General features: G+C 58.8%; 22 protein-coding genes. 6 read left to right on the plus strand and 16 right to left on the minus strand.

The window, feature by feature from the left end:
* The first annotated feature begins 38 nt into the window (after positions 1–38).
* Complete coding sequence (locus GOV88_RS06500; protein ID WP_171239903.1) at positions 39–1,037, plus strand: polyprenyl synthetase family protein; 999 nt, start codon at positions 39–41, stop codon at positions 1,035–1,037.
* On the opposite strand, the gene GOV88_RS06505 is transcribed toward GOV88_RS06500, so the two are convergent.
* From GOV88_RS06505 to soxR, 4 genes are all read right to left on the minus strand, one after another.
* Positions 1,030–1,851, minus strand: coding sequence for a 4-(cytidine 5'-diphospho)-2-C-methyl-D-erythritol kinase (locus GOV88_RS06505; RefSeq protein ID WP_171211748.1), 822 nt, complete (start codon positions 1,849–1,851; stop codon positions 1,030–1,032). The genes GOV88_RS06500 and GOV88_RS06505 overlap by 8 nt on opposite strands.
* Complete coding sequence (locus tag GOV88_RS06510) at positions 1,841–3,556, minus strand: tetratricopeptide repeat protein (RefSeq protein ID WP_174834499.1); 1,716 nt, start codon at positions 3,554–3,556, stop codon at positions 1,841–1,843. Before GOV88_RS06510 ends, GOV88_RS06505 begins: the two co-directional genes overlap by 11 nt.
* A gap of 101 nt (positions 3,557–3,657) precedes the next feature.
* Complete coding sequence (locus tag GOV88_RS06515; protein WP_171211746.1) at positions 3,658–5,304, minus strand: electron transfer flavoprotein-ubiquinone oxidoreductase; 1,647 nt, start codon at positions 5,302–5,304, stop codon at positions 3,658–3,660.
* Positions 5,305–5,439: 135 nt separating this feature from the next.
* Positions 5,440–5,895 carry a redox-sensitive transcriptional activator SoxR gene (soxR, locus tag GOV88_RS06520; RefSeq protein ID WP_171239905.1) on the minus strand — a complete coding sequence of 152 codons (456 nt, stop codon included), beginning with the start codon at positions 5,893–5,895 and terminating at the stop codon, positions 5,440–5,442.
* 86 nt (positions 5,896–5,981) lie between these two features.
* Between soxR and GOV88_RS06525 the strand changes: the two genes are divergently transcribed.
* From GOV88_RS06525 to GOV88_RS06535, 3 genes are all read left to right on the plus strand, one after another.
* Positions 5,982–6,362: a VOC family protein gene (locus GOV88_RS06525; RefSeq protein ID WP_171239906.1), complete on the plus strand. Its 381-nt coding sequence runs from the start codon at positions 5,982–5,984 to the stop codon at positions 6,360–6,362.
* A 141-nt stretch (positions 6,363–6,503) separates the two neighbouring features.
* The gene (greA, locus tag GOV88_RS06530; protein ID WP_171122645.1) at positions 6,504–6,974 is read left to right on the plus strand and encodes a transcription elongation factor GreA; all 471 of its coding nucleotides are present in this window, start codon (positions 6,504–6,506) and stop codon (positions 6,972–6,974) included.
* A gap of 14 nt (positions 6,975–6,988) precedes the next feature.
* The gene (locus GOV88_RS06535) at positions 6,989–7,981 is read left to right on the plus strand and encodes a hypothetical protein (RefSeq protein WP_171239907.1); all 993 of its coding nucleotides are present in this window, start codon (positions 6,989–6,991) and stop codon (positions 7,979–7,981) included.
* Here GOV88_RS06535 and glp read toward each other — a convergent pair.
* The 5 genes from glp to GOV88_RS06560 form a co-directional block, all read right to left on the minus strand.
* The gene (gene glp, locus GOV88_RS06540) at positions 7,978–9,243 is read right to left on the minus strand and encodes a gephyrin-like molybdotransferase Glp (protein ID WP_171239908.1); all 1,266 of its coding nucleotides are present in this window, start codon (positions 9,241–9,243) and stop codon (positions 7,978–7,980) included. The two genes, GOV88_RS06535 and glp, sit on opposite strands and share 4 nt — an antisense overlap.
* Positions 9,240–9,731 carry a molybdopterin-guanine dinucleotide biosynthesis protein B gene (mobB, locus tag GOV88_RS06545; protein WP_171122651.1) on the minus strand — a complete coding sequence of 164 codons (492 nt, stop codon included), beginning with the start codon at positions 9,729–9,731 and terminating at the stop codon, positions 9,240–9,242. Before mobB ends, glp begins: the two co-directional genes overlap by 4 nt.
* Positions 9,728–10,372, minus strand: a complete 645-nt coding sequence (gene mobA, locus GOV88_RS06550) for a molybdenum cofactor guanylyltransferase MobA (RefSeq protein WP_171239909.1) — start codon at positions 10,370–10,372, stop codon at positions 9,728–9,730. Before mobA ends, mobB begins: the two co-directional genes overlap by 4 nt.
* A gap of 47 nt (positions 10,373–10,419) precedes the next feature.
* A complete protein-coding gene (locus GOV88_RS06555) occupies positions 10,420–11,373 on the minus strand; it encodes an AEC family transporter (RefSeq protein WP_171122655.1) in 954 nt (317 codons plus the stop codon).
* Positions 11,374–11,472: 99 nt separating this feature from the next.
* Positions 11,473–12,414 carry a formate dehydrogenase accessory sulfurtransferase FdhD gene (locus tag GOV88_RS06560; RefSeq protein ID WP_254449179.1) on the minus strand — a complete coding sequence of 314 codons (942 nt, stop codon included), beginning with the start codon at positions 12,412–12,414 and terminating at the stop codon, positions 11,473–11,475.
* Here GOV88_RS06560 and GOV88_RS06565 point away from each other — a divergent pair.
* Together GOV88_RS06565 and GOV88_RS06570 are read left to right on the plus strand one after the other, a co-directional pair.
* A complete protein-coding gene (locus tag GOV88_RS06565; protein ID WP_171122657.1) occupies positions 12,413–13,129 on the plus strand; it encodes an AzlC family ABC transporter permease in 717 nt (238 codons plus the stop codon). The two genes, GOV88_RS06560 and GOV88_RS06565, sit on opposite strands and share 2 nt — an antisense overlap.
* Positions 13,126–13,458 (plus strand): AzlD domain-containing protein, encoded by a 333-nt coding sequence (locus GOV88_RS06570; protein ID WP_171239910.1) that lies wholly within the window; start codon positions 13,126–13,128, stop codon positions 13,456–13,458. Before GOV88_RS06565 ends, GOV88_RS06570 begins: the two co-directional genes overlap by 4 nt.
* Here GOV88_RS06570 and GOV88_RS06575 read toward each other — a convergent pair.
* The 7 genes from GOV88_RS06575 to GOV88_RS06605 all read right to left on the minus strand — a co-directional run bounded on the left by GOV88_RS06575 (position 13,447) and on the right by GOV88_RS06605 (position 19,957).
* Positions 13,447–14,079: a hypothetical protein gene (locus GOV88_RS06575; RefSeq protein WP_171239911.1), complete on the minus strand. Its 633-nt coding sequence runs from the start codon at positions 14,077–14,079 to the stop codon at positions 13,447–13,449. The genes GOV88_RS06570 and GOV88_RS06575 overlap by 12 nt on opposite strands.
* A gap of 21 nt (positions 14,080–14,100) precedes the next feature.
* Positions 14,101–14,235: an aa3-type cytochrome c oxidase subunit IV gene (locus GOV88_RS06580; RefSeq protein ID WP_171122663.1), complete on the minus strand. Its 135-nt coding sequence runs from the start codon at positions 14,233–14,235 to the stop codon at positions 14,101–14,103.
* 68 nt (positions 14,236–14,303) lie between these two features.
* Positions 14,304–14,864: a hypothetical protein gene (locus GOV88_RS06585; RefSeq protein WP_171239912.1), complete on the minus strand. Its 561-nt coding sequence runs from the start codon at positions 14,862–14,864 to the stop codon at positions 14,304–14,306.
* The gene (locus GOV88_RS06590) at positions 14,851–16,689 is read right to left on the minus strand and encodes a glycerophosphodiester phosphodiesterase (protein ID WP_171239913.1); all 1,839 of its coding nucleotides are present in this window, start codon (positions 16,687–16,689) and stop codon (positions 14,851–14,853) included. The genes GOV88_RS06585 and GOV88_RS06590 overlap by 14 nt, the downstream gene beginning before the upstream one ends.
* A 64-nt stretch (positions 16,690–16,753) precedes the next feature.
* Entirely contained in the window at positions 16,754–17,203 is a 450-nt protein-coding gene (locus tag GOV88_RS06595) for a DUF6173 family protein (protein ID WP_171122669.1), read from the minus strand.
* Positions 17,204–17,207: 4 nt separating this feature from the next.
* Entirely contained in the window at positions 17,208–18,254 is a 1,047-nt protein-coding gene (locus GOV88_RS06600; RefSeq protein ID WP_171124364.1) for an MBL fold metallo-hydrolase, read from the minus strand.
* Positions 18,254–19,957 (minus strand): acyl-CoA dehydrogenase, encoded by a 1,704-nt coding sequence (locus tag GOV88_RS06605; RefSeq protein WP_171239914.1) that lies wholly within the window; start codon positions 19,955–19,957, stop codon positions 18,254–18,256. The genes GOV88_RS06600 and GOV88_RS06605 overlap by 1 nt, the downstream gene beginning before the upstream one ends.
* Positions 19,958–20,061: the final 104 nt, after the last annotated feature.

The following is a 20,061-nucleotide window of genomic DNA, read 5'->3' on the forward strand; positions in this document are numbered from 1 at the left end:
AAGGTGCGGCAGAAGTCGAGCCTTGTATCAGGAGTGTGATGACGATCAGCACGGTCTCAAAACCGCATGAGCGGCTGGCGGAAATTCTCGCGGGTGAAATGGACGCAGTAAATGAACTGATCCGAACCCGCATGGCGTCCGAGCACGCCCCGCGTATCCCGGAAGTAACGGCGCATCTGGTCGAGGCGGGCGGCAAGCGTTTGCGCCCGATTCTGACCCTGGCCGCAGCGCAACTGTTTGGCTATCAGGGCAGCCACCATGTACGGCTGGCAGCGACTGTTGAATTCATCCATACCGCCACTTTGCTGCACGACGATGTTGTGGACGAAAGCGGCCAGCGGCGTGGGCGCCCCACGGCAAACCTTTTGTGGGACAACAAATCCAGCGTTTTGGTGGGCGACTACCTGTTCTCGCGCAGCTTTCAGTTGATGGTCGAGACAGGATCGCTGCGCGTGCTAGATATCCTGGCAAACGCATCAGCGACGATTGCCGAAGGTGAAGTCCTGCAAATGACAGCGGCCACCGATCTGGGCACCAACGAAGCGATCTACTTGCAGGTTGTACGGGGCAAAACGGCGGCATTGTTCTCAGCCGCGACCGAAGTCGGCGGTGTCATCGCCGGTGCAGCAGAAGAGCAGGTTCAAGCCCTGTATGACTATGGTGATGCGCTGGGGATCGCCTTTCAGATCGCGGATGACCTGTTGGATTATCAGGGCGACAGCACTGCGACCGGCAAAAACGTCGGTGACGATTTCCGCGAACGCAAACTGACCTTGCCCGTAATCAAGGCCGTCGCGCAAGCAACCCCAGAAGAACACGCATTCTGGGAGCGTACGATTGGCCGTGGCCGTCAGGAAGACGGTGATCTGGACCACGCGCTTGGGTTGATGGCCAAATACGGCACGCTGGACGCCACGCGCTCGGATGCGCTGGGATGGGCGAATAAGGCCAAAGCGTCGCTCGACATTCTACCCGACCATGAAATTCGCACGCTGCTGCGCGATTTGGCGGATTATGTGGTGTCTCGCCTCAATTGAGCTGAACCGCGCGACACCACCAGTCGGGATAGGCTGCGCCAATCTCGTAGGCTGCGTAATGGGCCGCCTTCATACTGGGGTAGAGCGCAAAGCACGTCGACCCTGACCCTGACATCCGAACAAGCAGAGCCTCCTTGGTGGCGGCAAGTTCATCCAGAACCCGACCAACCTCGGGTGCAAGCTCCTTGGTCGGGCCTTCAAGATCGTTTCGTTGATCGCGCAACCATGTGGCACAGTCCTCAGCGGCGGCAAAGATCGGTATATCATCCGGCATGGGGTCGTTGTTGCGGCTATCCAGTGCAGAGAAGACGGCCCCTGTGGGAACCTCAACGCCCGGATTGACCAAAAGGGCTGGCATTTGTGGCAAAACAACCGGTGTCAGCCCATCGCCAATGCCGCGCATTCGGCTGGCCTGCGCGGCCATGCAGACGGGGATATCCGCGCCAAGTGACAAAGCGATCTCATCTGGAATGCTGCCGCCCTGATCGCCAACCATGCGCAAAGTGGCCGCGGCATCGGACGATCCCCCACCGATCCCGCCACCGTGCGGCAGCACTTTGTTCAGGTCGATATGCCCTGCCCAACCTGCGGCTTTGGCCGCTTTCCAAACCAGATTACGGTCATCCGCAGGAACGCCTGCCGCATGCTCACCTGTAACCGTGATCGACAGGTGATCTCCGCGCGTGAAGCGCAGCGTGTCACCCACATCCGCAAATACCACCAGTGAATCCAGCAGGTGATACCCGTCGGCCCGTCGACCGGTCACATGCAGAGTCAGGTTGATCTTGGCGGGCGCGAAAGCCTCAGCCTTCATTTGCGACCTTCAATGGGTCTGCACCTTCTTCGGCCAGAACTGCATCCAGCCCGATCTCAAGCTTGCGGCGAATTCTGTCCGGGTCGGCTTCGCCGTCCGTGTCATCGGGGTCGATGAAGGATAAGGCGCGTTTCCATTGGAACTCGGCCTCGCGCGCGCGTCCGACCGCCCAATAGACATCCCCCAAATGGTCGTTCACCACGGGATCGACCGGCATCAGCTCAACCGCGCGCTCCATATGCTCAACCGCTTCGTCATAGCGTCCGAGACGGAACAGAACCCAACCCAAGCTATCCACAATGTAGCCGCTGTCAGGCCGCGCGGTGACAGCGCGTTCGATCATGTTCAATGCTTCGTCCAGCTTCTCGCGCCGCTCAACCAGCGAATACCCCAGATAGTTCAACACCTGCGGCTGATCCGGGTTCAGTTCCAGCGCCTGCCGGAAATCGGCCTCGGCCTGATCCCAGTTCTTGAGCCGCTCGTGCGAGATGCCGCGCGCGTAATACAGGAACCAGTTTCCCCCGACACCGCCTTCAATCAGTTCGATGGCCTTGTCATAGGTTTCCACCGCATCAGCATAGTTCTCCTGCCGTCGCTGAAGATCGGCCAACGCAACATGAACGCTGGGCAGGTTCGGACTTTGGGTGGCAAGGGTCTGCAAGACTTCGGCGGCCGCATCGGTTTTACCTGCGCGGCCAAGCACCTCGGCGCGGCCCAACTCGGCTGCGTGATAATCGCTGCTTTCGGCAGGCACTTTGCGATATGCCTCAACTGCCAGATCATATTGCTCGAGCTCGTCCAGCAACTCAGCGCTCAGCAAAATTGCGTCAACGTGGTCAGGCCGTAAGAAAGCTGCGGTTTGTGCGTAAAGCAGAACGTAGTTCTCCGCCGCCTCGGTGCTGAGCGCAGCCCCCACGGAAAAGAACACTTCTGCCATGCCGTCCTGCGCCGTTCGCACATGCGTGAAGGGCAGGGTTTCTTCCGCTGTCAGGCGCGCCTCATAGCTTTCGATGGATGGGTCGCTGCCAGCGGCAAACACGTCATCCAGAAAGGCCAGCGCATCCTGGTTGCGATCAAGCTGTGACAGCACCTCAACCCGTGCCAGTGCCGCACGGCGCGTGAATTTAGCAACCGCCCCTTCGTCGGCTGCAAAAATCGCTTCGGCCCCTTCGAAATCCCCGACCGAGGCCAATGCCAGCGCCTTGTGGTAAAGCGCGAATTCCCGCAACCCTTCCTGTGTCGCCACCTGATCGAACTGATCCATCGCTTTGGTCATGGACCCCTGACCAATGTGGGCCCATCCCAACATCAAACCGTCGACCAACGGTCCGACGCCCTGCGTTTCGGGATCAAGCGCCAACAGTTCGTCCAGCTTGTCATCCGCAACAAGGTTAGCGGCGATAACCATCCGAGCCGCCTGACTGGGAAGGTCCATTTCAACAACTGTGCGGGCCACAGGCTGAGCGCGCTGCAACTCGCCCAGCGACAGCCTGGCAACGACGACGCTTTCCAGCAGCTTGTGGTTTTCGGGGTCAGCGCGCAGGGCCTGAGCAAAGTAACGCTCGGCTGCGGTATAATCGTTCTGGAAAATCGCCTGACGCCCGGCCAAATATGGCCCGGACCCGGTATCCGAAAAAGCCGGAAACGTGACTGACGAAGAAAGCAGCGCAACTAGCGCTGCGCGACGGAGGAGGGAAGCCACCAAAATCCTGCCTTGCTATTGTTTACTGACCAACAAGCTAGGACTTTGGCAGGTAAGAGGCAATGGCAGAGCCTTCACGACCCTGCCAGTGCCCGTCTTTTCGCTTACATGTTGGGATAGTTCGGCCCGTCACCGCCCTGTGGCGTGGTCCAGGTGATGTTCTGGCTGGGATCCTTGATATCGCAGGTCTTGCAGTGAACACAGTTCTGGAAGTTGATGACGAATCGCGGTCCGTTCTCATCCTCGACCATCTCGTACACGCCTGCCGGGCAATAGCGTTGCGCCGGTTCGTCGAACTTGGGCAGGTTGACATTGACCGGAATCGCTGGATCGGACAGCCGCAGGTGGCAGGGCTGACTTTCCTCGTGATTGGTCATTGCAAACGAAACATTGGTCAAACGGTCGAACGACAGCACGCCATCGGGTTTGGGATAGTCGATGGGCGTGTGCTTGCTGGCCTCTTCGGTTGCTTCGGCATCGTTCTTGCCGTGACCCAAAGTGCCAAACAGCGAAAAGCCCAGCGTGTTGGTCCACATGTCCAGACCACCAAAGGCAAGAGACGCCGTCAGGCCCCATTTCGACCACATCGGTTTGACGTTGCGCACCTTCTTCAGGTCGCTGCCGATGGCACCGTCGCGCACGTCGGCCTCGTAAACAGTCAGCTCATCGCCCGCACGGTCGGCCTTGATCGCGTCAAACGCGGCCTCGGCTGCGGCTTTACCCGACAGCATCGCATTGTGGTTACCTTTGATGCGCGGCACGTTGACCATACCCGCCGAACAGCCCAGAAGCGCCACGCCCGGCGCGACCAGTTTCGGCATCGACTGATAGCCGCCCTCGGTGATCGCACGCGCACCATAAGCCACGCGCTTGCCGCCTTTCAGCAACTCGGCTACCATCGGGTGATGCTTGAAACGCTGGAATTCCATGTAGGGATACAGGTGCGGGTTCTTGTAGTTCAAGTGGACCACAAAACCGACGTAGACCTGATTGTTTTCCAGGTGATAGATGAACGACCCGCCGCCTGCGTTGCTGCCCAGGGGCCAGCCCATCGTGTGCGTGACCGAGCCTTCCTTGTGCTTGGCCGGGTCGATCTCCCAGATTTCTTTCATGCCGACGCCGTATTTCTGCGGCTCTTTCCCGGCTTGCAGATCGTACTTGGCGATGACTTCCTTGGACAGCGACCCGCGCACGCCTTCCGACAGGAAGACGTATTTGCCGTGCAGTTCCATCCCCGGCTCGGTGTTGGGGCCATATGAGCCGTCGGCCTCGAGACCAAAGACACCGGCAACCACGCCTTTGACTTCGCCATTCTCGCCGTAAACCAGCTCGGAACACGCCATGCCGGGGAAGATTTCCACGCCCAGCTCTTCGGCCTGTTCAGCCATCCAGCGGCAGACATTGCCCATCGACACAATGTAATTGCCGTGGTTGTTCATCAGTGGCGGCATCGGCCAGTTGGGGATGCGGATCTGTCCCGCCTCACCCAGCATATAGAAGTTGTCCTCTTCGACCGGCGTTTTCAGCGGCGCGCCTTTTTCTTTCCAGTCTGGGATCAGCGCATCAAGGCCACACGGGTCAAGAACCGCACCCGATAGGATATGCGCGCCCACTTCCGAGCCCTTTTCCAGAACCACAACGTTCAGGTCCGCATCCAACTGTTTCAGACGGATGGCCGCCGACAGGCCCGCGGGGCCTGCACCCACGATCACCACATCGTATTCCATCGCTTCGCGTTCAATCTCGGCCATCGCGGGCTCCTTAGCTAACTTTCCGAATTGGCGCTTTCACTGCGTGGTCTGCGCAATTTTGTTTCACGGGTGATTACATGGTCACAAAGACCTTGGTCAATCAAAACACGGCGTAACATTGCTGCAATGCGGCAGTTATGCCTCGGGAGAGTCCCCCATCAGATACCTGGGACCGCTACCATAGGACTTGGCACGGTCATCCGGGTTGTAAAGCGCGCATTTCGGCAGGCTCAGGCACCCGCAACCAATACAGCCGTCCAGATTGTCGCGCAGTCGTGTCAGTGTCTCGATTCGCTGATCCAGATGGGTCCGCAACCCGACACTGATTTTCTGCCAATCCTTTGGGGTCGGGGTCCGATTGCCCGGCAAGCCTGACAACACTTCACGGATTTCGGGCAAGGTCAGGCCGAACTGTTGTGCGATCATGACAAAGCTCAGCCGACGAATATCGGCGCGTTGATACCTTCGCTGCCCGCCCGCATTCCGCCAAGGCGCGATCAGGCCCTGCGCCTCGTAATATCGAATGGCCGAAACTGCCAACCCCGTACGCCGTGCAAGAGCGCCAATTGCAAGCCCCTCAGATAACGCCATTTTACCCTCATAAATATCTTGACCTAAAGTTAGGTTTAGAAATTACGGTGAGTCGGGACAAGCTTCAAACTTAAAAAGGAGTTCCCATGATGGCGACGCTTGAACACACAAACTTCACGGTCCGCGACCCTCAGGCTTCGGCCAAGTGGATGCACGATGTCTTTGGCTGGAAAACCCGCTGGGAAGGACCGGCGATCGCGGGCGGATATACGGTCCACGTGGGCAGCTCGCACACCTATCTGGCACTTTACGCACCCAGCGATCCCAAACCATCAGGCGAAAGCAGCTATGACATCATTGGCGGGCTTAATCATGTTGGTGTTCTGGTCGAAGATATCGACGAAACCGAAGCCCGGGTTGTCAAAGCCGGGTTCACGCCAAAGTCGCACGCGGACTACGAACCCGGTAAACGGTTCTACTTTGATGACGAAAACGGCATAGAATTCGAAGTCATTAGCTACGACTAGGCTGTAATCCGCAGGTTGGGCGGCTTCGCCCCCTTGCATTTCCCGCGCCATTTGGGTCAGGTATTTGACGACCCATCAATTCGCCCCGACGCTTGTCTCATGCGGCGGGGCGAAACAATTTTATGCGTGGACGAAAAGAACATGGAAAAAATTCCGATGACGCCCGCGGGCAATGCCGCGCTCGAGGCGGAACTGAAAAACCTCAAGTCGGTCGAGCGCCCGGCGATCATCGAAGCCATCGCCACGGCCCGCGAGCTTGGCGATCTGAAGGAAAACGCCGAATACCATTCGGCCCGTGAAAAGCAGGGCTTTATCGAAGGCCGCATCAAAGAGCTGGAAAGCATCCTGTCGCTGGCAGATGTGATAGACCCTGCCAAGTTGTCGGGCGCGATCAAGTTCGGTGCAAAGGTCACGCTTGTCGACGAAGACACGGATGAGGAAAAGACCTGGCAGATCGTGGGTGAGTATGAGGCCAATATTGAAAACGGCCTGCTCAACATCAAATCCCCCATCGCCCGCGCCCTGATCGGCAAGGACGAGGGGGACAGCGTCGAAGTCCGCACCCCCGGCGGTGTGCGCTCTTATGAGATTTTGAACATAGAATACGCCTGACCGGAGCGGTAACCATGTCCGAGCCCACGCCAGAGCAGGAAGACGAGCGGCCGACCGCACTGGGCATATATGACAAGCCTGCAACGCCGTCAGTGACCGAAATCGAGGTTGTCGCGATCGCGCTCAGTGTGATCTGGCTGATCGTGTCGGTCGTGTTTCTGGTCCTGCCCGGCAAGGTGGAAGGCGGCAGCTTTGTCGTCACCTTGCTGGCCGTCTTCATGCCCGTCGCGATGATCTGGGTTGCGGCCACGTCGATGCGTGCCAGCCGGGTCATGCGCGAAGAAAGCGCCCGGCTGCAAACCGCCATTGACGCGATCCGGCAGGCTTACGTGATGCAGCAACAGCGCGCCGCCAGCGGGTATGAACCCGCCGTTACCAAGAAACTGGATGAAATCGCTCAGACCGCGAAAAAGACCGAAAGCGCACTGGCAACCTTTTCGACCCAGCGCACCGAACCCGCGCGTAGCACAATCAACAGTGGGACAGGGGACCAAACTTCGCTGGAGCTGGGCACGCAGGCCGACGAGATTGCCCCGCGGCTGAGCACGGATGTCTTTATTCGCGCGCTGAATTTTCCCGAGACACAGGAGGACACCGAAGGCTTCGACGCGCTGCGGCTGGCCCTGAAGGATCGAAAAACGGCGCAGTTGGTGCAGGCGTCACAGGATGTTCTGACCCTGCTCAGTCAGGAAGGCATCTATATGGACGACCTGCGCCCCGACATGGCGCGACCAGAAGTCTGGCGACAGTTCGCCCAAGGCGCGCGCGGTCGCGCCGTTGCGGCATTGGGCGGAATTCGAGACCGATCGTCCCTTGCACTGACAGCTGCACGCATGAAGCAGGACCCGATTTTTCGGGACGCGGCACATCATTTCCTGCGCCGGTTCGATCACATGATTGTCGAGTTTGAACCGGATGCCAGCGATGCCGATCTGACCGCGCTTGGTGATACGAGAACCGCGCGGGCTTTCATGCTTTTGGGGCGTGTGGCCGGTACGTTCGACTAAAGCCCGAAACTGCCATAGGGAATAAACCGCACCATGTCGCCCGGCTGAATGTGGCGGGCACCGTCCTCGATCTCGACCAGACCCTCCGCCCAGCTCAGCCCGCTGATCCGACCGGACCCTTCCGAGGCAAAGACTTCGACTCGGCCCCCGCGAACACGGCCGCGCAGATATTCACGTCGTCCGGGTTTCTTGTGTTTTTCAAACGCGGCAGGAAGATCAAAGCCCTGCGGCGTCGACCAGCCCTCGCCCGCCAAAAGACCAAGCGCTGGCCGTGCAAAAATCAGCGTGCAGACCAGCGCCGCCACGGGATTACCCGGCAAGCCGAAAACAGGGGTTTCCTTCCACATCCCAAGCGCCAGAGGGCGCCCCGGCTTCAATGCAATCCGCCATTCCTGCATTGCACCGGCCTGTTTTAACAAGGCTGACACGTGATCTTCATCCCCCGCCGATGCCCCGCCGCTTGTCAGGATTACATCCGACTGCCCGGCTGCAAGATCCAACCTGTCCTTTAGGATCGCACGAACATCGGGGACACGCCCCAGATCAACCGCTTCGAATCCCATTTTCCCGATCATCGACAAAAGCATCGGGCGGTTGGCGTCGAAAATCTGACCCGGCCCAGCGATGTCGCCGGCTTCAATCAGCTCATCGCCTGTCGACAGAACGGCAACGCGCAACTTGCGGCGGACCGGCACCTCGGCAATCCCTATCGCCGAAAGAAGCGCAAGATCTGCCGGGGTCAACCGTCGCCCGGCGTCCAAAACAGTATCGCCTTCGTTCACGTCCTCTCCGGCGCGGCGGGCGTTTGCGCCTTTCCTGAGCGGGCCGTGAAAGGCGATATGGCCATCCTTGACGGTGACGTCTTCCTCGAGAACGACAGTGTCCACGCCCTCGGGCAAGGCGGCGCCCGTCAAAACCCGTAGGGCATGGCCCGAGGCCACCCGCCCCTCAAAGGGCATCCCTGCCGCTGCACGTCCATCTTGCAGGGGCATCACCTGCGGCCCTTCCGGGGCAGCGCCAGAAAACCCATACCCATCCACGGCGGAATTCGGCTGCGGCGGGTTTGAACGCAGCGCCTGAATATCTTCAGCCAGAATTCGCCCCTCGGAGTCCGAGACCGGAGTCGTCTCAGACCCGGTCACACCTGTCAGCCTGTCCTGTAACAGAGCCAGGGCATCATCCACCGGCGTCCAGCTCACCCCGGCGGGCAGCGCAAAACAATCGTTGCTCAATGGGGGCGGTGCGATGTTCGGTTTGCTCATAACCCGACTTCCTGCAGGATAAAATCTGCGATGGCCTTTGTGTCGTTCAGGTCGAAAACGGGCACATTCAGGTCCATCAGTGTATCGCTGGCCACGGCGCGGATCGTGTCATTCTCCTCCGCCAACAAGCTATTACCGGGCTCGGCCCTGAAAGCTTCGATCTTGGGATGGGCTTCACGTTTGAAACCTTCGATCAGAACCAGATCAACCGGAGTCAGTCGGGCCAGAAGGCTTTTCAAGGACGGCTCGGGCGCTCCGCGCAATTCCTGCATGATGGCGATCCGTTGGCCCGAAGCCAGCAAAACCTCATTGGCCCCGGCGGTACGATGGCGATAGCTGTCGGTGCCCTTCTGATCGACATCTACACTGTGATGCGCGTGTTTGACGGTGGACACGGAAAATCCGCGCCCGCTGATTTCCGCCACCAGACGTTCCATCAACCCGGTTTTGCCTGCGTTCTTCCAGCCGGTGACGCCATAAACTCTCATGCCTGCGCCAACAATTTCTGCGCCCGGTCCAGATCATCCGGCGTGTTGACGTTGAAGAAAGGATCAAACGGATCAACAGGAAACAGCGCCTCGCGCCCCGCATGTTGATCCGTCCACAGGACGACTTTGCGCAAACCACCCTGCAAAGCCGCGCGCAGGTCGTCACGCAACGCCACGGGCCACAGTCCGAATGTCGGATGCCGGTTGATCTTTTTCCCACCCCCGGATTTCAAGGCCTCATCCCCTGTGCGCGGCGTGGTTGCAAGAACCAGCGGGTTGGCCTGCCCTTCTGCTGCCTCGGTCAGGCGCATAACCAGATCGCGCGGAAAGAACGGCGTATCGGCGGCGGCGGTAACGATACATTCAGCATCCTGTTCAGCCGCCCAGTCGAGCCCGGCCAAAACGCCCGCGAGCGGGCCTGCAAACCCTTCGATCGTGTCGGGAACAATCGGCAGGTCGTACCCACCAAACCGGGTCGGATCGCCATTCGCGTTCAGCGCCAGATCAGCCACCTGCGGGCGCAACCGGCCAATCACGTGGTCCAGCAGGCTTTTGTCGCCAATTTTCAGCAGGCCCTTGTCTCCACCCCCTATCCGGGTGGCCAGACCGCCTGCAAGGATAACGCCGAAAGGTTTGTTCATTCCTGTACCTGATTGGGATCAGTCGCTTACAACCTTGTAAATCGAACTCAGTTCAATTGGAACGCGGTCGGATAAAGGTTGTGCAATACAAATAACCACATAATCAACGTTCCCACCGACAAAAACGACGTTGCGGAAACGATGTGCGCGGCCAGTTGCGGTTCCTGATCATAGTGCTTGGCAAGCAGAAAGATGTTCTTGGCGGTCGGAACCGCCGCTGAAACCGTTGCGGCGATTGTCCAAAGTGGGTCCAGACCAATCAGATGCGCCGCCAGAAGCACCAGCCCGGGCGCAGCGATCAGCTTGACCAGTGTCAGAAGCAGGATCAAAGGCCCCGTTTGAATAATCGTCCGCACGCTGGTCGTGAAGCCGATTGCGAACAGCGCAACCGCGGCCAAAGCTTGGCTCAGAAGTTCAAGGTAATCGGATACCGAATCCGAAAACCCGATCCCGGTGAAGGAATACGCGACCCCCAGCAATGTGGCCGCGATGATCGGATTTTTCAGCACGTTCAGGAAAATCCTGTAGATTGGTGTCTTGGCGCTGGCCTTATGTCCAGCCGAGCTTTCCAACACGGTCGTCATGACCAAAAGCATCAAGGCGACAACCAGATTCGCCAACACAGCCGGTAGCGCACCCTTGGCTCCGAAAATCGCGTGTAGAACGGGCAACGCAACTAAAGCCGTGTTCGAGGCAACCCCGGCAAAGGCCGCGACGGTGGCAGAACCGGTCTCAAATCCCGTGAAACTTTTCAAACCTGCGAAAAGCAGCACAAACAAAAGCAGCAACGTCCCGCCGTAAGACAGATAGAACCCATAATTAAGAAGATTTTGGAACTCTTCCTGCCCGATCAGATAGAACATGATGGCCGGGATCAGGACATAAACCGCAAACTGGACCAGCGCGTCAGACGTGTCCTGGCCCAAAAGGTTCGTCCAGGAAAATACGTATCCGGTCAGGATTACCGCGAAAACCGGCGCGATAAGATTAATCAGCTCCATGTTGCCATCAGGCGGGAATTCACCTGCACTCCTGTTTGCTATACCCCATACTAGGGCATATCTGTCGGAATTCGCAGTATTATTTATAAAGTGCCATTTCTAGCCCAGTGCGCTTTTCCGTTTGTGCTTTTTCTCTTCAATCGGAACGGTTGCCGGATCCACGTCCCGCACGAGCCGATCTTCGCCTGCCAGACACACGAAACGCTGCCCGCGCATCCGACCGATCAGCGTCAACCCAACCTCGCGCGCGATCTCAACGCCCCAGGCCGTGAAACCCGAACGGGATGCCAGAACAGGAATACCCATCATGGCCGTCTTGATCACCATTTCCGAGGTCAAACGACCTGTGGTGTACAGGATCTTGTCCTCTGCCGCTTCGCCCTCGGACAGCATCCAACCGGCGATCTTGTCGACCGCGTTGTGCCGACCCACGTCCTCCATATAAACCAACGGGCGGTTTTCCCGGCACAACACCGTGCCATGGATCGCACCCGCCTCAAGATAGAGCGAGGGTGTGCGGTTGATCTTGGCCGCCAGATCATAAAGCCACGATGTGCGCACGGTGACCTGAGGCAAGCGCACGTCTTCGAGACCCTCCATCATATCCCCAAAGACGGTTCCAACGGCGCAGCCACTGGTACGGGTCTTTTTCTTGAGCTTATCCTCATAAGACGTCTCGCGCGCCGTGCGGACAACGACGATTTCCAGATCTTCATCGTAATCGACACGGGTAATCTGGTCGTCAGGCAGCAGCATGCCCTGATTGCGTAGAAAACCCAGCGCCAGATATTCGGGGTAATCGCCAATGGTCATGGCGGTCACGATTTCCTGTGAGTTCAGGAAAATCGTCAGCGGACGTTCTTCCACCACTGAAATCTGGCTGGCCTCGCCATTCTGATCCACACCTTCGACGGCACGTGTCAGGCGGGCCGCCCTGGGGTCGGGAGCGATGATGTAGTCTGACAGGTTCTGTTCCGTGGCCAATTGCAACCCTTTCCCAAGACCGCTACTGCTGCGATCAACACCATAGGATTTAGCCATGGCAGACACCACATCCAAGTCATACTTCTGGAAAGGGTTTCGGGACGGGACCCCGTTTATCTTTGTTGCGATCCCGTTCGGCACACTGTTCGGCGTGTTTGCGACCGAAGCAGGCTTGAACATCGTCCAGACGATGGCTTTCACCTCAACCGTTTTTGCCGGGGCCGCCCAGTTTGCCGCCCTGCAACTGCTGCAAGATCAGACCCCGACCGCGATCATTCTGGTATCCGCCTTGGCGGTGAACCTGCGCATGGCGATGTACTCGGCCTCATTGACGCCGTTTCTGGGCGCGGCCCCGATGTGGCAGCGTGCTTGCGCGGCCTATCTAACTGTCGACCAATCCTATGCCAGTTCGATCGTTCAGTTCGAGAAAGAGCCAAACATGACCGTCCCGCAACGGATGGCCTATTTCGTCGGCTCGGTCACGCCGATCACACCTCTTTGGATACTGGCAACCTACCTCGGCGCGGTTCTAGGTACGCGTATTCCGGAAAGTTGGGCACTGGATTTTGCCCTGCCGATCACATTTCTGGCGATGATCGGCCCAATGATGCGCACCCTGCCTCATGTGGCGGCGGCACTTGTTGCGATCATTGTGTCCCTGCTGACGGTGGCGATTCCGTTCAATCTGGGCCTGCTGATCGCCGGGTGCGCCGGCATGATCGCAGGCGCGCAGGCCGAATTGATGGCCGAACGCAGAAAGGCCGCCGCATGACACAGCCTGATCCTGTCACTATCTGGACCATCATCATCGGGCTTGCCATCGGCAGCTATGCCCTGCGCTTTGTCTTTATCGGCCTGGTCGGAGATCGCCCGATGCCGCCATGGTTGCTGCGCCATCTGCGCTATACGGCCGTGGCAATTATTCCTGCGCTGATCGCGCCGTTGGTCGTCTGGCCCACGGCAACAGGCGGTCAACCCGACGCACCGCGCATGGCAGCGGCGGCTGTGGCCATAACTGTCGGACTATTCACCAAGAACGTGATCGCGGCCATCTTCAGCGGGGCCGCAACGCTTTTCGGGCTGCTCTACCTATTGGGCTGAGTCAGCCTCCAACTGGTTCAGTTGCTCATTATTAAAGGCGAGACCGGTTTGAAGATCGGCGTCGTCGTTTTCCCGGTATTCAGCGGTTTGAACACCCGGTAGCTGGGCAAACTGGTCCGACAACTTAACGGGATAGAACGTGGTTTCGATCTGCTCGAACCCCGGCACTTGCTGCAGCAACTGGGCGGTCGAATTGGCACAGAATGCACCTGCAACCGGCCCCGATTGCTTGGCAAGCTGCAGGGCAATCTCGGCCTGTTGGGGGGTCACTTCGACAGTTTGAATGCGCGCATAATGCGTTTCGCGCGCGTGGCTGCTGCGATAAGCGCGTTCCACATTCGGGGTAATGCCGTACAGGACGTCGTCCTTGATCGGCACCACATCCGCCCTGAATGATCCGGCGGGGTCAAAGATCACCCTTTCGCTGCCGCTGATCATCAGCGACGTATGGGCACCTGAACCCGTCCGGGTGCTGATCATTGTATAAAGGGTCAGGCTCGACGGCCCCGGATCGCGATAGGACCGCGCCGAAATTTCAGCCAAATCCGCCTGCGGACGCTGTGACCCAGCGCAACCCACAACTGTCACAGCCAGCAGGCAGGCAATCAAAACCCTGATCACGGCCAACCCCGTTTTTCGGATTTAAGCGGCAAAAACCGCCAGGAAAAGGCAGAGGAAGGCGATGGCAACCACACACCATGTGGTCGCTTTGATGAACCCGTTGAAGGTTTTGGTTTGGACGGTGATGTCCATTTCGCCGTGCTTGTGTTCAGCCATGATTGTCAGAATCCCAATTCGCGTGTTTGAGATGTTGGATAATCGAAAATCCCGGGCCTGTCACCACGTCATTCGCGCGCAGGGGTCAGGGGTGGAAACACCGAACATCCCGGATAGCCGAACCCCCAGCGCCACGGAAGCCCGGAACACGGAGCTCCGCCAAATCGGACGGCTGCGTGCATTGCTTCGGCGGTCACGGAGTGCGCTAGGCGGATCTGATCCGGCGTCATGTCATAGCGCTGTGCGTAGCCATCGGCGTGGTCTTCTCCGTGCTGTTTGACACAGGCGCGCAAGGCGCTGTCCGCTGCCACGCGGGCCGCGAAACTGTCATCGGCCGCAAGCGCGCCACCGGCATTGTGATAGGCGCGGTCATGGGTGACGCAGCATCCCTCCCACGGCGGGTGGGCTTCGTAGAGCGCGCTGAACTTGGGAAATGTATCCGCAACAAAACGCCAGCTTGCCGACAGGCCGCCCGAACAGCCATCTGTTTCAAACGGCGTCAAGGCGGCCTCGTCCAATTGCGCGACCAAGGCGCGATGCGCGGGCATTTCGATGCTGCGCAGGACATCCTGCGAATGCGCAGGTGATGCGATCAGCCCCACCGCAAAAATCAGGTTACGGGCTGTCATCTCGCATCGCCTCTGTGTCTATTGACAGACCAAACGCGTTGGCCAGCCACAGCACCAACCGCTCACCCGGCCCCATTTCGGCACGTGCGCGCAGAACTTCGTTTGCCATAGCGGGGCGGTCTGTGATCAGCCCGTCCACGCCCATCGACGCCATCGCAGACATCTGCAGCGGATCATTGACCGTCCAGACATAGATGTCCTTGCCCGCCGCCTGAACCGAACGCACCAGCCCCGGCGTGGCCATCGCAGCATTTACAGCGACAAAATCCCCTTCAAGCCCTGACAGATCACCGATTGCGGTGGCCGCAAGAACCCCGGCGCGCCAGTCCGGGCGCAATTTCTTCATCTTTTGCACGGCCGGATACTTCAGCGACATCGTGGCGATGTCGTCCTGCATATCGAGTTCCTCGACCAAGGCCGCCACGCGGTTTTCCAGATCAACGTCGTGACCATAGTATTTCAATTCGATGATGACCTTGGACTTGCCCTTGGCCGCCGCCAGCACGTCGCGCAGGGTCGGGGTGCGTTCTTCCGCGTATTCGGGGTCAAACCAACTGCCGACGTCGATCTCGGCCACCTCTTCCATGGTCACATCCCAAACCTTGGTGGGGACGCCCGCCAGTTTCATGAAATCGCTGTCATGAGCAACGATCACCACATCATCCGCAGTTTCCTGCACGTCGATCTCGACCCAGTCGGCGCCGTCCTCGATCGCCTTCAGGACAGCCGCCATCGTGTTTTCCGGCCGCAAGGCAGCGGCCCCGCGGTGGCCAATGACCTCGGCCCGGTCGGGGGCCTGTACCTGTTCCAACAGATGCTGACCAAACCACAGACCGATCAGCACCGCGACCACAGCGCCGCCGACTGCGGTGAACAACGGCACCCGCAGGCTGCCGGGTTCGGGGTGTGGAGGCTCATCCGTCCTGATTTCAAAGAACCTGTCCAGAACCACGGCCAATGCGCCCAGCGCGGTCGCTGCCAAAACCAGCCCCGCCAGCGACCATAACCCGGCAATCAAAAGGCTGTAGGTCAATGCCAGGCGCAGGTTTGAGCTGTCCTGAAGTGGCACGATGGCGAACAGCACCCCGGCAACCCATGCAATCAGCGTCGCAATCAGCAGCCGCACTATCAGCCACACCGCAAGTTCGATCTTTAGCCGCCCCCGTTTCCCTTCCATCCTTTCGGTGCTGAGGGCGAAGGTCTCAGCCGGGCGCACCTGTTCGAACAGAACCAGATGCAGCGACAGCGCCCATCCCGACAATCTACGGATCAGAACCCAGGCCATGACCAGCAAAACAGCCCCGATCAGAACCACGGCCAACCAAAAAGAGGGCGGTTTGAAAGTCAGGTAATAGTTGATGTCATATTCCGTCAGTGTCCACCAAGCGATCAGGGCAGACACCGCAGCGAAGGGCAAAACCAACAGCAAGACCCGCAGAACAAACCGCACCGCGAAGCCAAACAGCGCTGGAAGGCTCGACAAAATCAGGCCGATGGCAGCGCTTCCTGCGCGCCATGGGTCAGATTCCCCCATCCGCAGCGATCCCGTCATGACAGAAAATACGAACACTTCGGCCAGCAGAAACAGGCTCAGAACGGCGACAGCGACCAAAAAACCGGCCGGAGATAGGACAAAGGCCGCGATGTCCTGATCCGTCAGCGCCGTCTGGCTGGACAGTGAAACTGCAAGGTTCGCGGCAATCGCCAGCCCCGGTGTGATAAGCGCGATCAAAAGCAGACGCACCACGAAATAGATCGGAACAAACACGCGGCGGCGCGCCCATGCGCCTTTGTAGGCATTTGTAACGGCTGAGAAACTTGTCACCTGACGCCCCCCTGAATGATCCCTTCATTCAAGGCCGCGCCGTCACGAATTGCAAGTCAGGCGATCAGCTTTCTTCCAGATTAGCCGCCAGCCGGAACCCGATGCGATTTGCGGGTTTGTCTTCGACCGATTTCGGCAGGGCGCGCAGCATCACGTTCAATTGGCTCACATGCTGCACAAGCTGGGTTCGCGCACCAGTCGCGTCCGAACCGTAGAAAGTGATGACATCGGGGTCAAAATACCCCATCCCTTCGATCCGCATTACACCCGCATCGCCGCCGGTAAAGCCCATCGCGATCTCGTGGTCGCTGTCCAATGTCTGCTCAAAGTTCTGGATGTACAGGATCAGACGCTCATAGGCCCATTGCGCAGGGCTTTTGGTTTCTACGGGCGTCTTCAACGGGTCGGGCAGGTCTTTTGCACCGGATTTCGCATCGGGGTTGGAATGAACCTCGTAACATCGGGGAAGGGCCGCGGATTCTGCTGCCTCGGCCGAGGTTTCGATCTTGTCCATACCTTTACCCTTTGCGCTGAAACTCCCACGCCCCGTCCGCGCGGAGCGTCCGGGTGACAGCACCAATGTGGTAAAGATGGTTGAGATGTGCAACCGACTCAACCAAAGCCAGCCCGTACTCACCCTCGGAAATCTTGCGTTTGAACAGCGGAAGGAAACAGTCGGCGGCGGTTCTGGGCGTGTCCAGATAGTCGCGCAGGCGATCCAGTGCACTGTGGTGGTTTTCGATCAACTGCTTCATCCGTAGTGGCAAACCGGTAAATGGCAGCTTATGCCCACCCAGCGCCAGTTGGTCAGGCCGGGCCAGACCTTGCAGACGCTCGCACGCCTCCAGCCATTCAGCGACCGGGTCCGCCATCGGTTCGGTGACAAAGACGCCAAGGTTGGGACTGATCGAACTGAGAATCTGATCACCCGTAATCACCAGATTGTCGTCGCGGCTCCAGAATGTGGCATGTTCGGGTGCGTGGCCATTGCCCATATGCACGACCCAGTCGCGACCACCCATGCGGATCACGCCATCCTGCTTGATCCGGGTAAAGCCCAACGGCATCGGATAAACCGTGTCGCAATAGTTAAAGGGCCGCTCGGTCAAGCGCTTGGCCAGAATGTCCGGCGCCATGCCGGCGCTGCGATAGTAGTCCAGCGTTTCCTGCGGCCAGTTTTCCTGCACATCCAGCGTCAGCATTCGCGCGAACAACCACGCCGTGCGGGTCGTGATCAGTTCCGCGTCGTGTTCGGATTGAAACCAACCTGCATTGCCGATGTGATCCGGATGATGGTGGGTGACCACCACGCGTTTGACCGGCTTACCCGCCAAGGGGCCAGCCATCAGGGTTTCCCAGATGGCACGGGTCTTATTCGACGAGAATCCGGTGTCGATCAGCGTCCATCCATCACCGTCATCCAACGCATAGACATTGACATGATCCAGCGCCATGGGCAGCGGTAACCGCATCCACAGAATACCTTCGGCGACCTCGATCGCTTGGCCCGTAGCCGGAGGCTCGGGCCATGGATAGCGGATCGCCAAAGAGGTATCGCCGTCCATCAGGCTGCCAGCTCGTCCGCGCTGAGGGCATAGACATCGTCCGCGCCGTTCTGCGCCTGCGCCAGAAGACCCGCGAATTCAGGCAGCAGCGCATTTACATAGTAGCGCGCCAGCTTAAAGCGGGGGCCTTCCGGTTCCGCCAGAGCCGCCTTGAGGTGATAATGCCCACCCAAAACACGCGCGAAGGCGTGCAGATAAGGCACCGCACCTGCGAAACGGGTATTCATGTCGGTCTGCGACACAAGCCATTCGGTAGCTTCACGCAGGCTCTCGGTGGCTTCCCAGACAGGTCCGGCCAATTCGGGCATAGTCGCGCGCGCTTTTTCTGCGTGATCTTCGATTTCGTCCAGAAGGCGGCTGGCCGCTTCGCCACCATCCATCATCTTGCGGGCAACAAGGTCCATGGCCTGAATGCCGTTGGTGCCTTCGTAGATCGCAGTCACACGGACGTCGCGGTAAAACTGTGCAGCTCCGGTTTCTTCGATGAAGCCCATGCCGCCATGCACCTGAACACCGGTTTCCGAGACACGCATACCGGTTTCGGTGCCGAACGCCTTGCAGATCGGGGTCAGCAATGCCGCACGCGCGCTCCATTCCGCGTCGCCAGTGGCATCGGCCATGTCGATCGCAGCCGCATTTGCCAGCATGATCGAGCGCGCAGCAAAAGTGTCGGCCCGCATCGCCATCAACATCCGGCGCACATCCGCGTGGTCGATAATGGTCCCGGACGGTGTCTTGCCCTGTTTCCGTTCCAAAGCGTATTGCACCGCGTGCTGATAGGCACCTTCCGCAGCACCCACTCCCTGACCGCCAACGCCCAGGCGCGCGTTGTTCATCATGGTGAACATCGCGGCCATGCCGCCATGTTCCTTGCCCACAAGCCAGCCCTTGGCGCCGTCATACTGCATTACACAGGTCGGCGACCCATGCAGGCCCATCTTGTGTTCCAGCGAAACCACTTTCAGGTCATTGGCCACACCGGGGTTTCCACTCTCGTCCGGCAGGTATTTTGGCACCAGAAACAATGAGATACCTTTTGTGCCCGGCACTCCATCGGGCAAACGCGCCAGAACCAGATGGCAGACGTTTTCGGCAAAATCGTTGTCACCCCACGAGATATAGATCTTCTGACCTGACACCGCATATGTGCCGTCGCCATTGGGTTCCGCTTTTGAAGTCAGCGCGCCAACGTCCGATCCGGCCTGCGGTTCGGTCAGGTTCATGGTGCCCGACCATTCGCCTGCGATCATCTTGGGCAGGTACAACTCTTTCAACTCATCACTGGCGTGATGTTCCAGCGCCTCGATCTGGCCCTGTGTCATCAAAGGGGCCAGTTGCAGTGACAGACAAGTGGCAGCCATCATTTCGTTTACTGCTGTGGTCAAAGTCATCGGCAGGCCCATGCCACCATATTCGGGGTCCGCGCTCATCCCGATCCAACCGCCTTCGGCAATCGCTTTCCAGCCGTCCGCATAGCCCGGCGAGGTGCGCAGCACGCCGTTTTCCAGACGCGCGGGTTCCAGATCACCGGGGCGTTGAAGCGGTGCCATAATCTCTTCGCACATCTTCCCGGCTTCGGTCAGGATGGCGCTGACTACGTCCTCGCTGGCTTCCGCGAATTTTTCAGTCGCAGCGATCTGGTCAAACCCGATCGCGTTTCGTAGCAAAAATTCATAATCAGCGATTGGCGCGCGGTACGGCATGTCTTCCCTCGGAGTTGTTTCGTTCGGTTTAGTATGGCGGGGTTGGAAATTCCACCGCCGACCTATATGCATATGGGTTTGAACGATTACGTAGCTTTACCAAT

This window comes from Ruegeria sp. HKCCA5491, assembly GCF_013034565.1.
Classification (GTDB): Bacteria; Pseudomonadota; Alphaproteobacteria; order Rhodobacterales; family Rhodobacteraceae; genus Ruegeria.

What these genes read in the sequence shown, in the direction of transcription:
- GOV88_RS06500 (WP_171239903.1), top strand. Translation starts at nt 39, where the DNA reads ATGACGATCAGCACGGTCTCAAAACCGCATGAGCGGCTGGCGGAAATT.
- GOV88_RS06505 (WP_171211748.1), bottom strand. Translation starts at nt 1,851, where the DNA reads ATGAAGGCTGAGGCTTTCGCGCCCGCCAAGATCAACCTGACTCTGCAT.
- GOV88_RS06515 (WP_171211746.1), bottom strand. Translation starts at nt 5,304, where the DNA reads ATGGCCGAGATTGAACGCGAAGCGATGGAATACGATGTGGTGATCGTG.
- soxR (WP_171239905.1), bottom strand. Translation starts at nt 5,895, where the DNA reads ATGGCGTTATCTGAGGGGCTTGCAATTGGCGCTCTTGCACGGCGTACG.
- GOV88_RS06525 (WP_171239906.1), top strand. Translation starts at nt 5,982, where the DNA reads ATGATGGCGACGCTTGAACACACAAACTTCACGGTCCGCGACCCTCAG.
- greA (WP_171122645.1), top strand. Translation starts at nt 6,504, where the DNA reads ATGGAAAAAATTCCGATGACGCCCGCGGGCAATGCCGCGCTCGAGGCG.
- GOV88_RS06535 (WP_171239907.1), top strand. Translation starts at nt 6,989, where the DNA reads ATGTCCGAGCCCACGCCAGAGCAGGAAGACGAGCGGCCGACCGCACTG.
- glp (WP_171239908.1), bottom strand. Translation starts at nt 9,243, where the DNA reads ATGAGCAAACCGAACATCGCACCGCCCCCATTGAGCAACGATTGTTTT.
- mobB (WP_171122651.1), bottom strand. Translation starts at nt 9,731, where the DNA reads ATGAGAGTTTATGGCGTCACCGGCTGGAAGAACGCAGGCAAAACCGGG.
- mobA (WP_171239909.1), bottom strand. Translation starts at nt 10,372, where the DNA reads ATGAACAAACCTTTCGGCGTTATCCTTGCAGGCGGTCTGGCCACCCGG.
- GOV88_RS06555 (WP_171122655.1), bottom strand. Translation starts at nt 11,373, where the DNA reads ATGGAGCTGATTAATCTTATCGCGCCGGTTTTCGCGGTAATCCTGACC.
- GOV88_RS06565 (WP_171122657.1), top strand. Translation starts at nt 12,413, where the DNA reads ATGGCAGACACCACATCCAAGTCATACTTCTGGAAAGGGTTTCGGGAC.
- GOV88_RS06560 (WP_254449179.1), bottom strand. Translation starts at nt 12,414, where the DNA reads ATGGCTAAATCCTATGGTGTTGATCGCAGCAGTAGCGGTCTTGGGAAA.
- GOV88_RS06570 (WP_171239910.1), top strand. Translation starts at nt 13,126, where the DNA reads ATGACACAGCCTGATCCTGTCACTATCTGGACCATCATCATCGGGCTT.
- GOV88_RS06580 (WP_171122663.1), bottom strand. Translation starts at nt 14,235, where the DNA reads ATGGCTGAACACAAGCACGGCGAAATGGACATCACCGTCCAAACCAAA.
- GOV88_RS06585 (WP_171239912.1), bottom strand. Translation starts at nt 14,864, where the DNA reads ATGACAGCCCGTAACCTGATTTTTGCGGTGGGGCTGATCGCATCACCT.
- GOV88_RS06595 (WP_171122669.1), bottom strand. Translation starts at nt 17,203, where the DNA reads ATGGACAAGATCGAAACCTCGGCCGAGGCAGCAGAATCCGCGGCCCTT.
- GOV88_RS06600 (WP_171124364.1), bottom strand. Translation starts at nt 18,254, where the DNA reads ATGGACGGCGATACCTCTTTGGCGATCCGCTATCCATGGCCCGAGCCT.
- GOV88_RS06605 (WP_171239914.1), bottom strand. Translation starts at nt 19,957, where the DNA reads ATGCCGTACCGCGCGCCAATCGCTGATTATGAATTTTTGCTACGAAAC.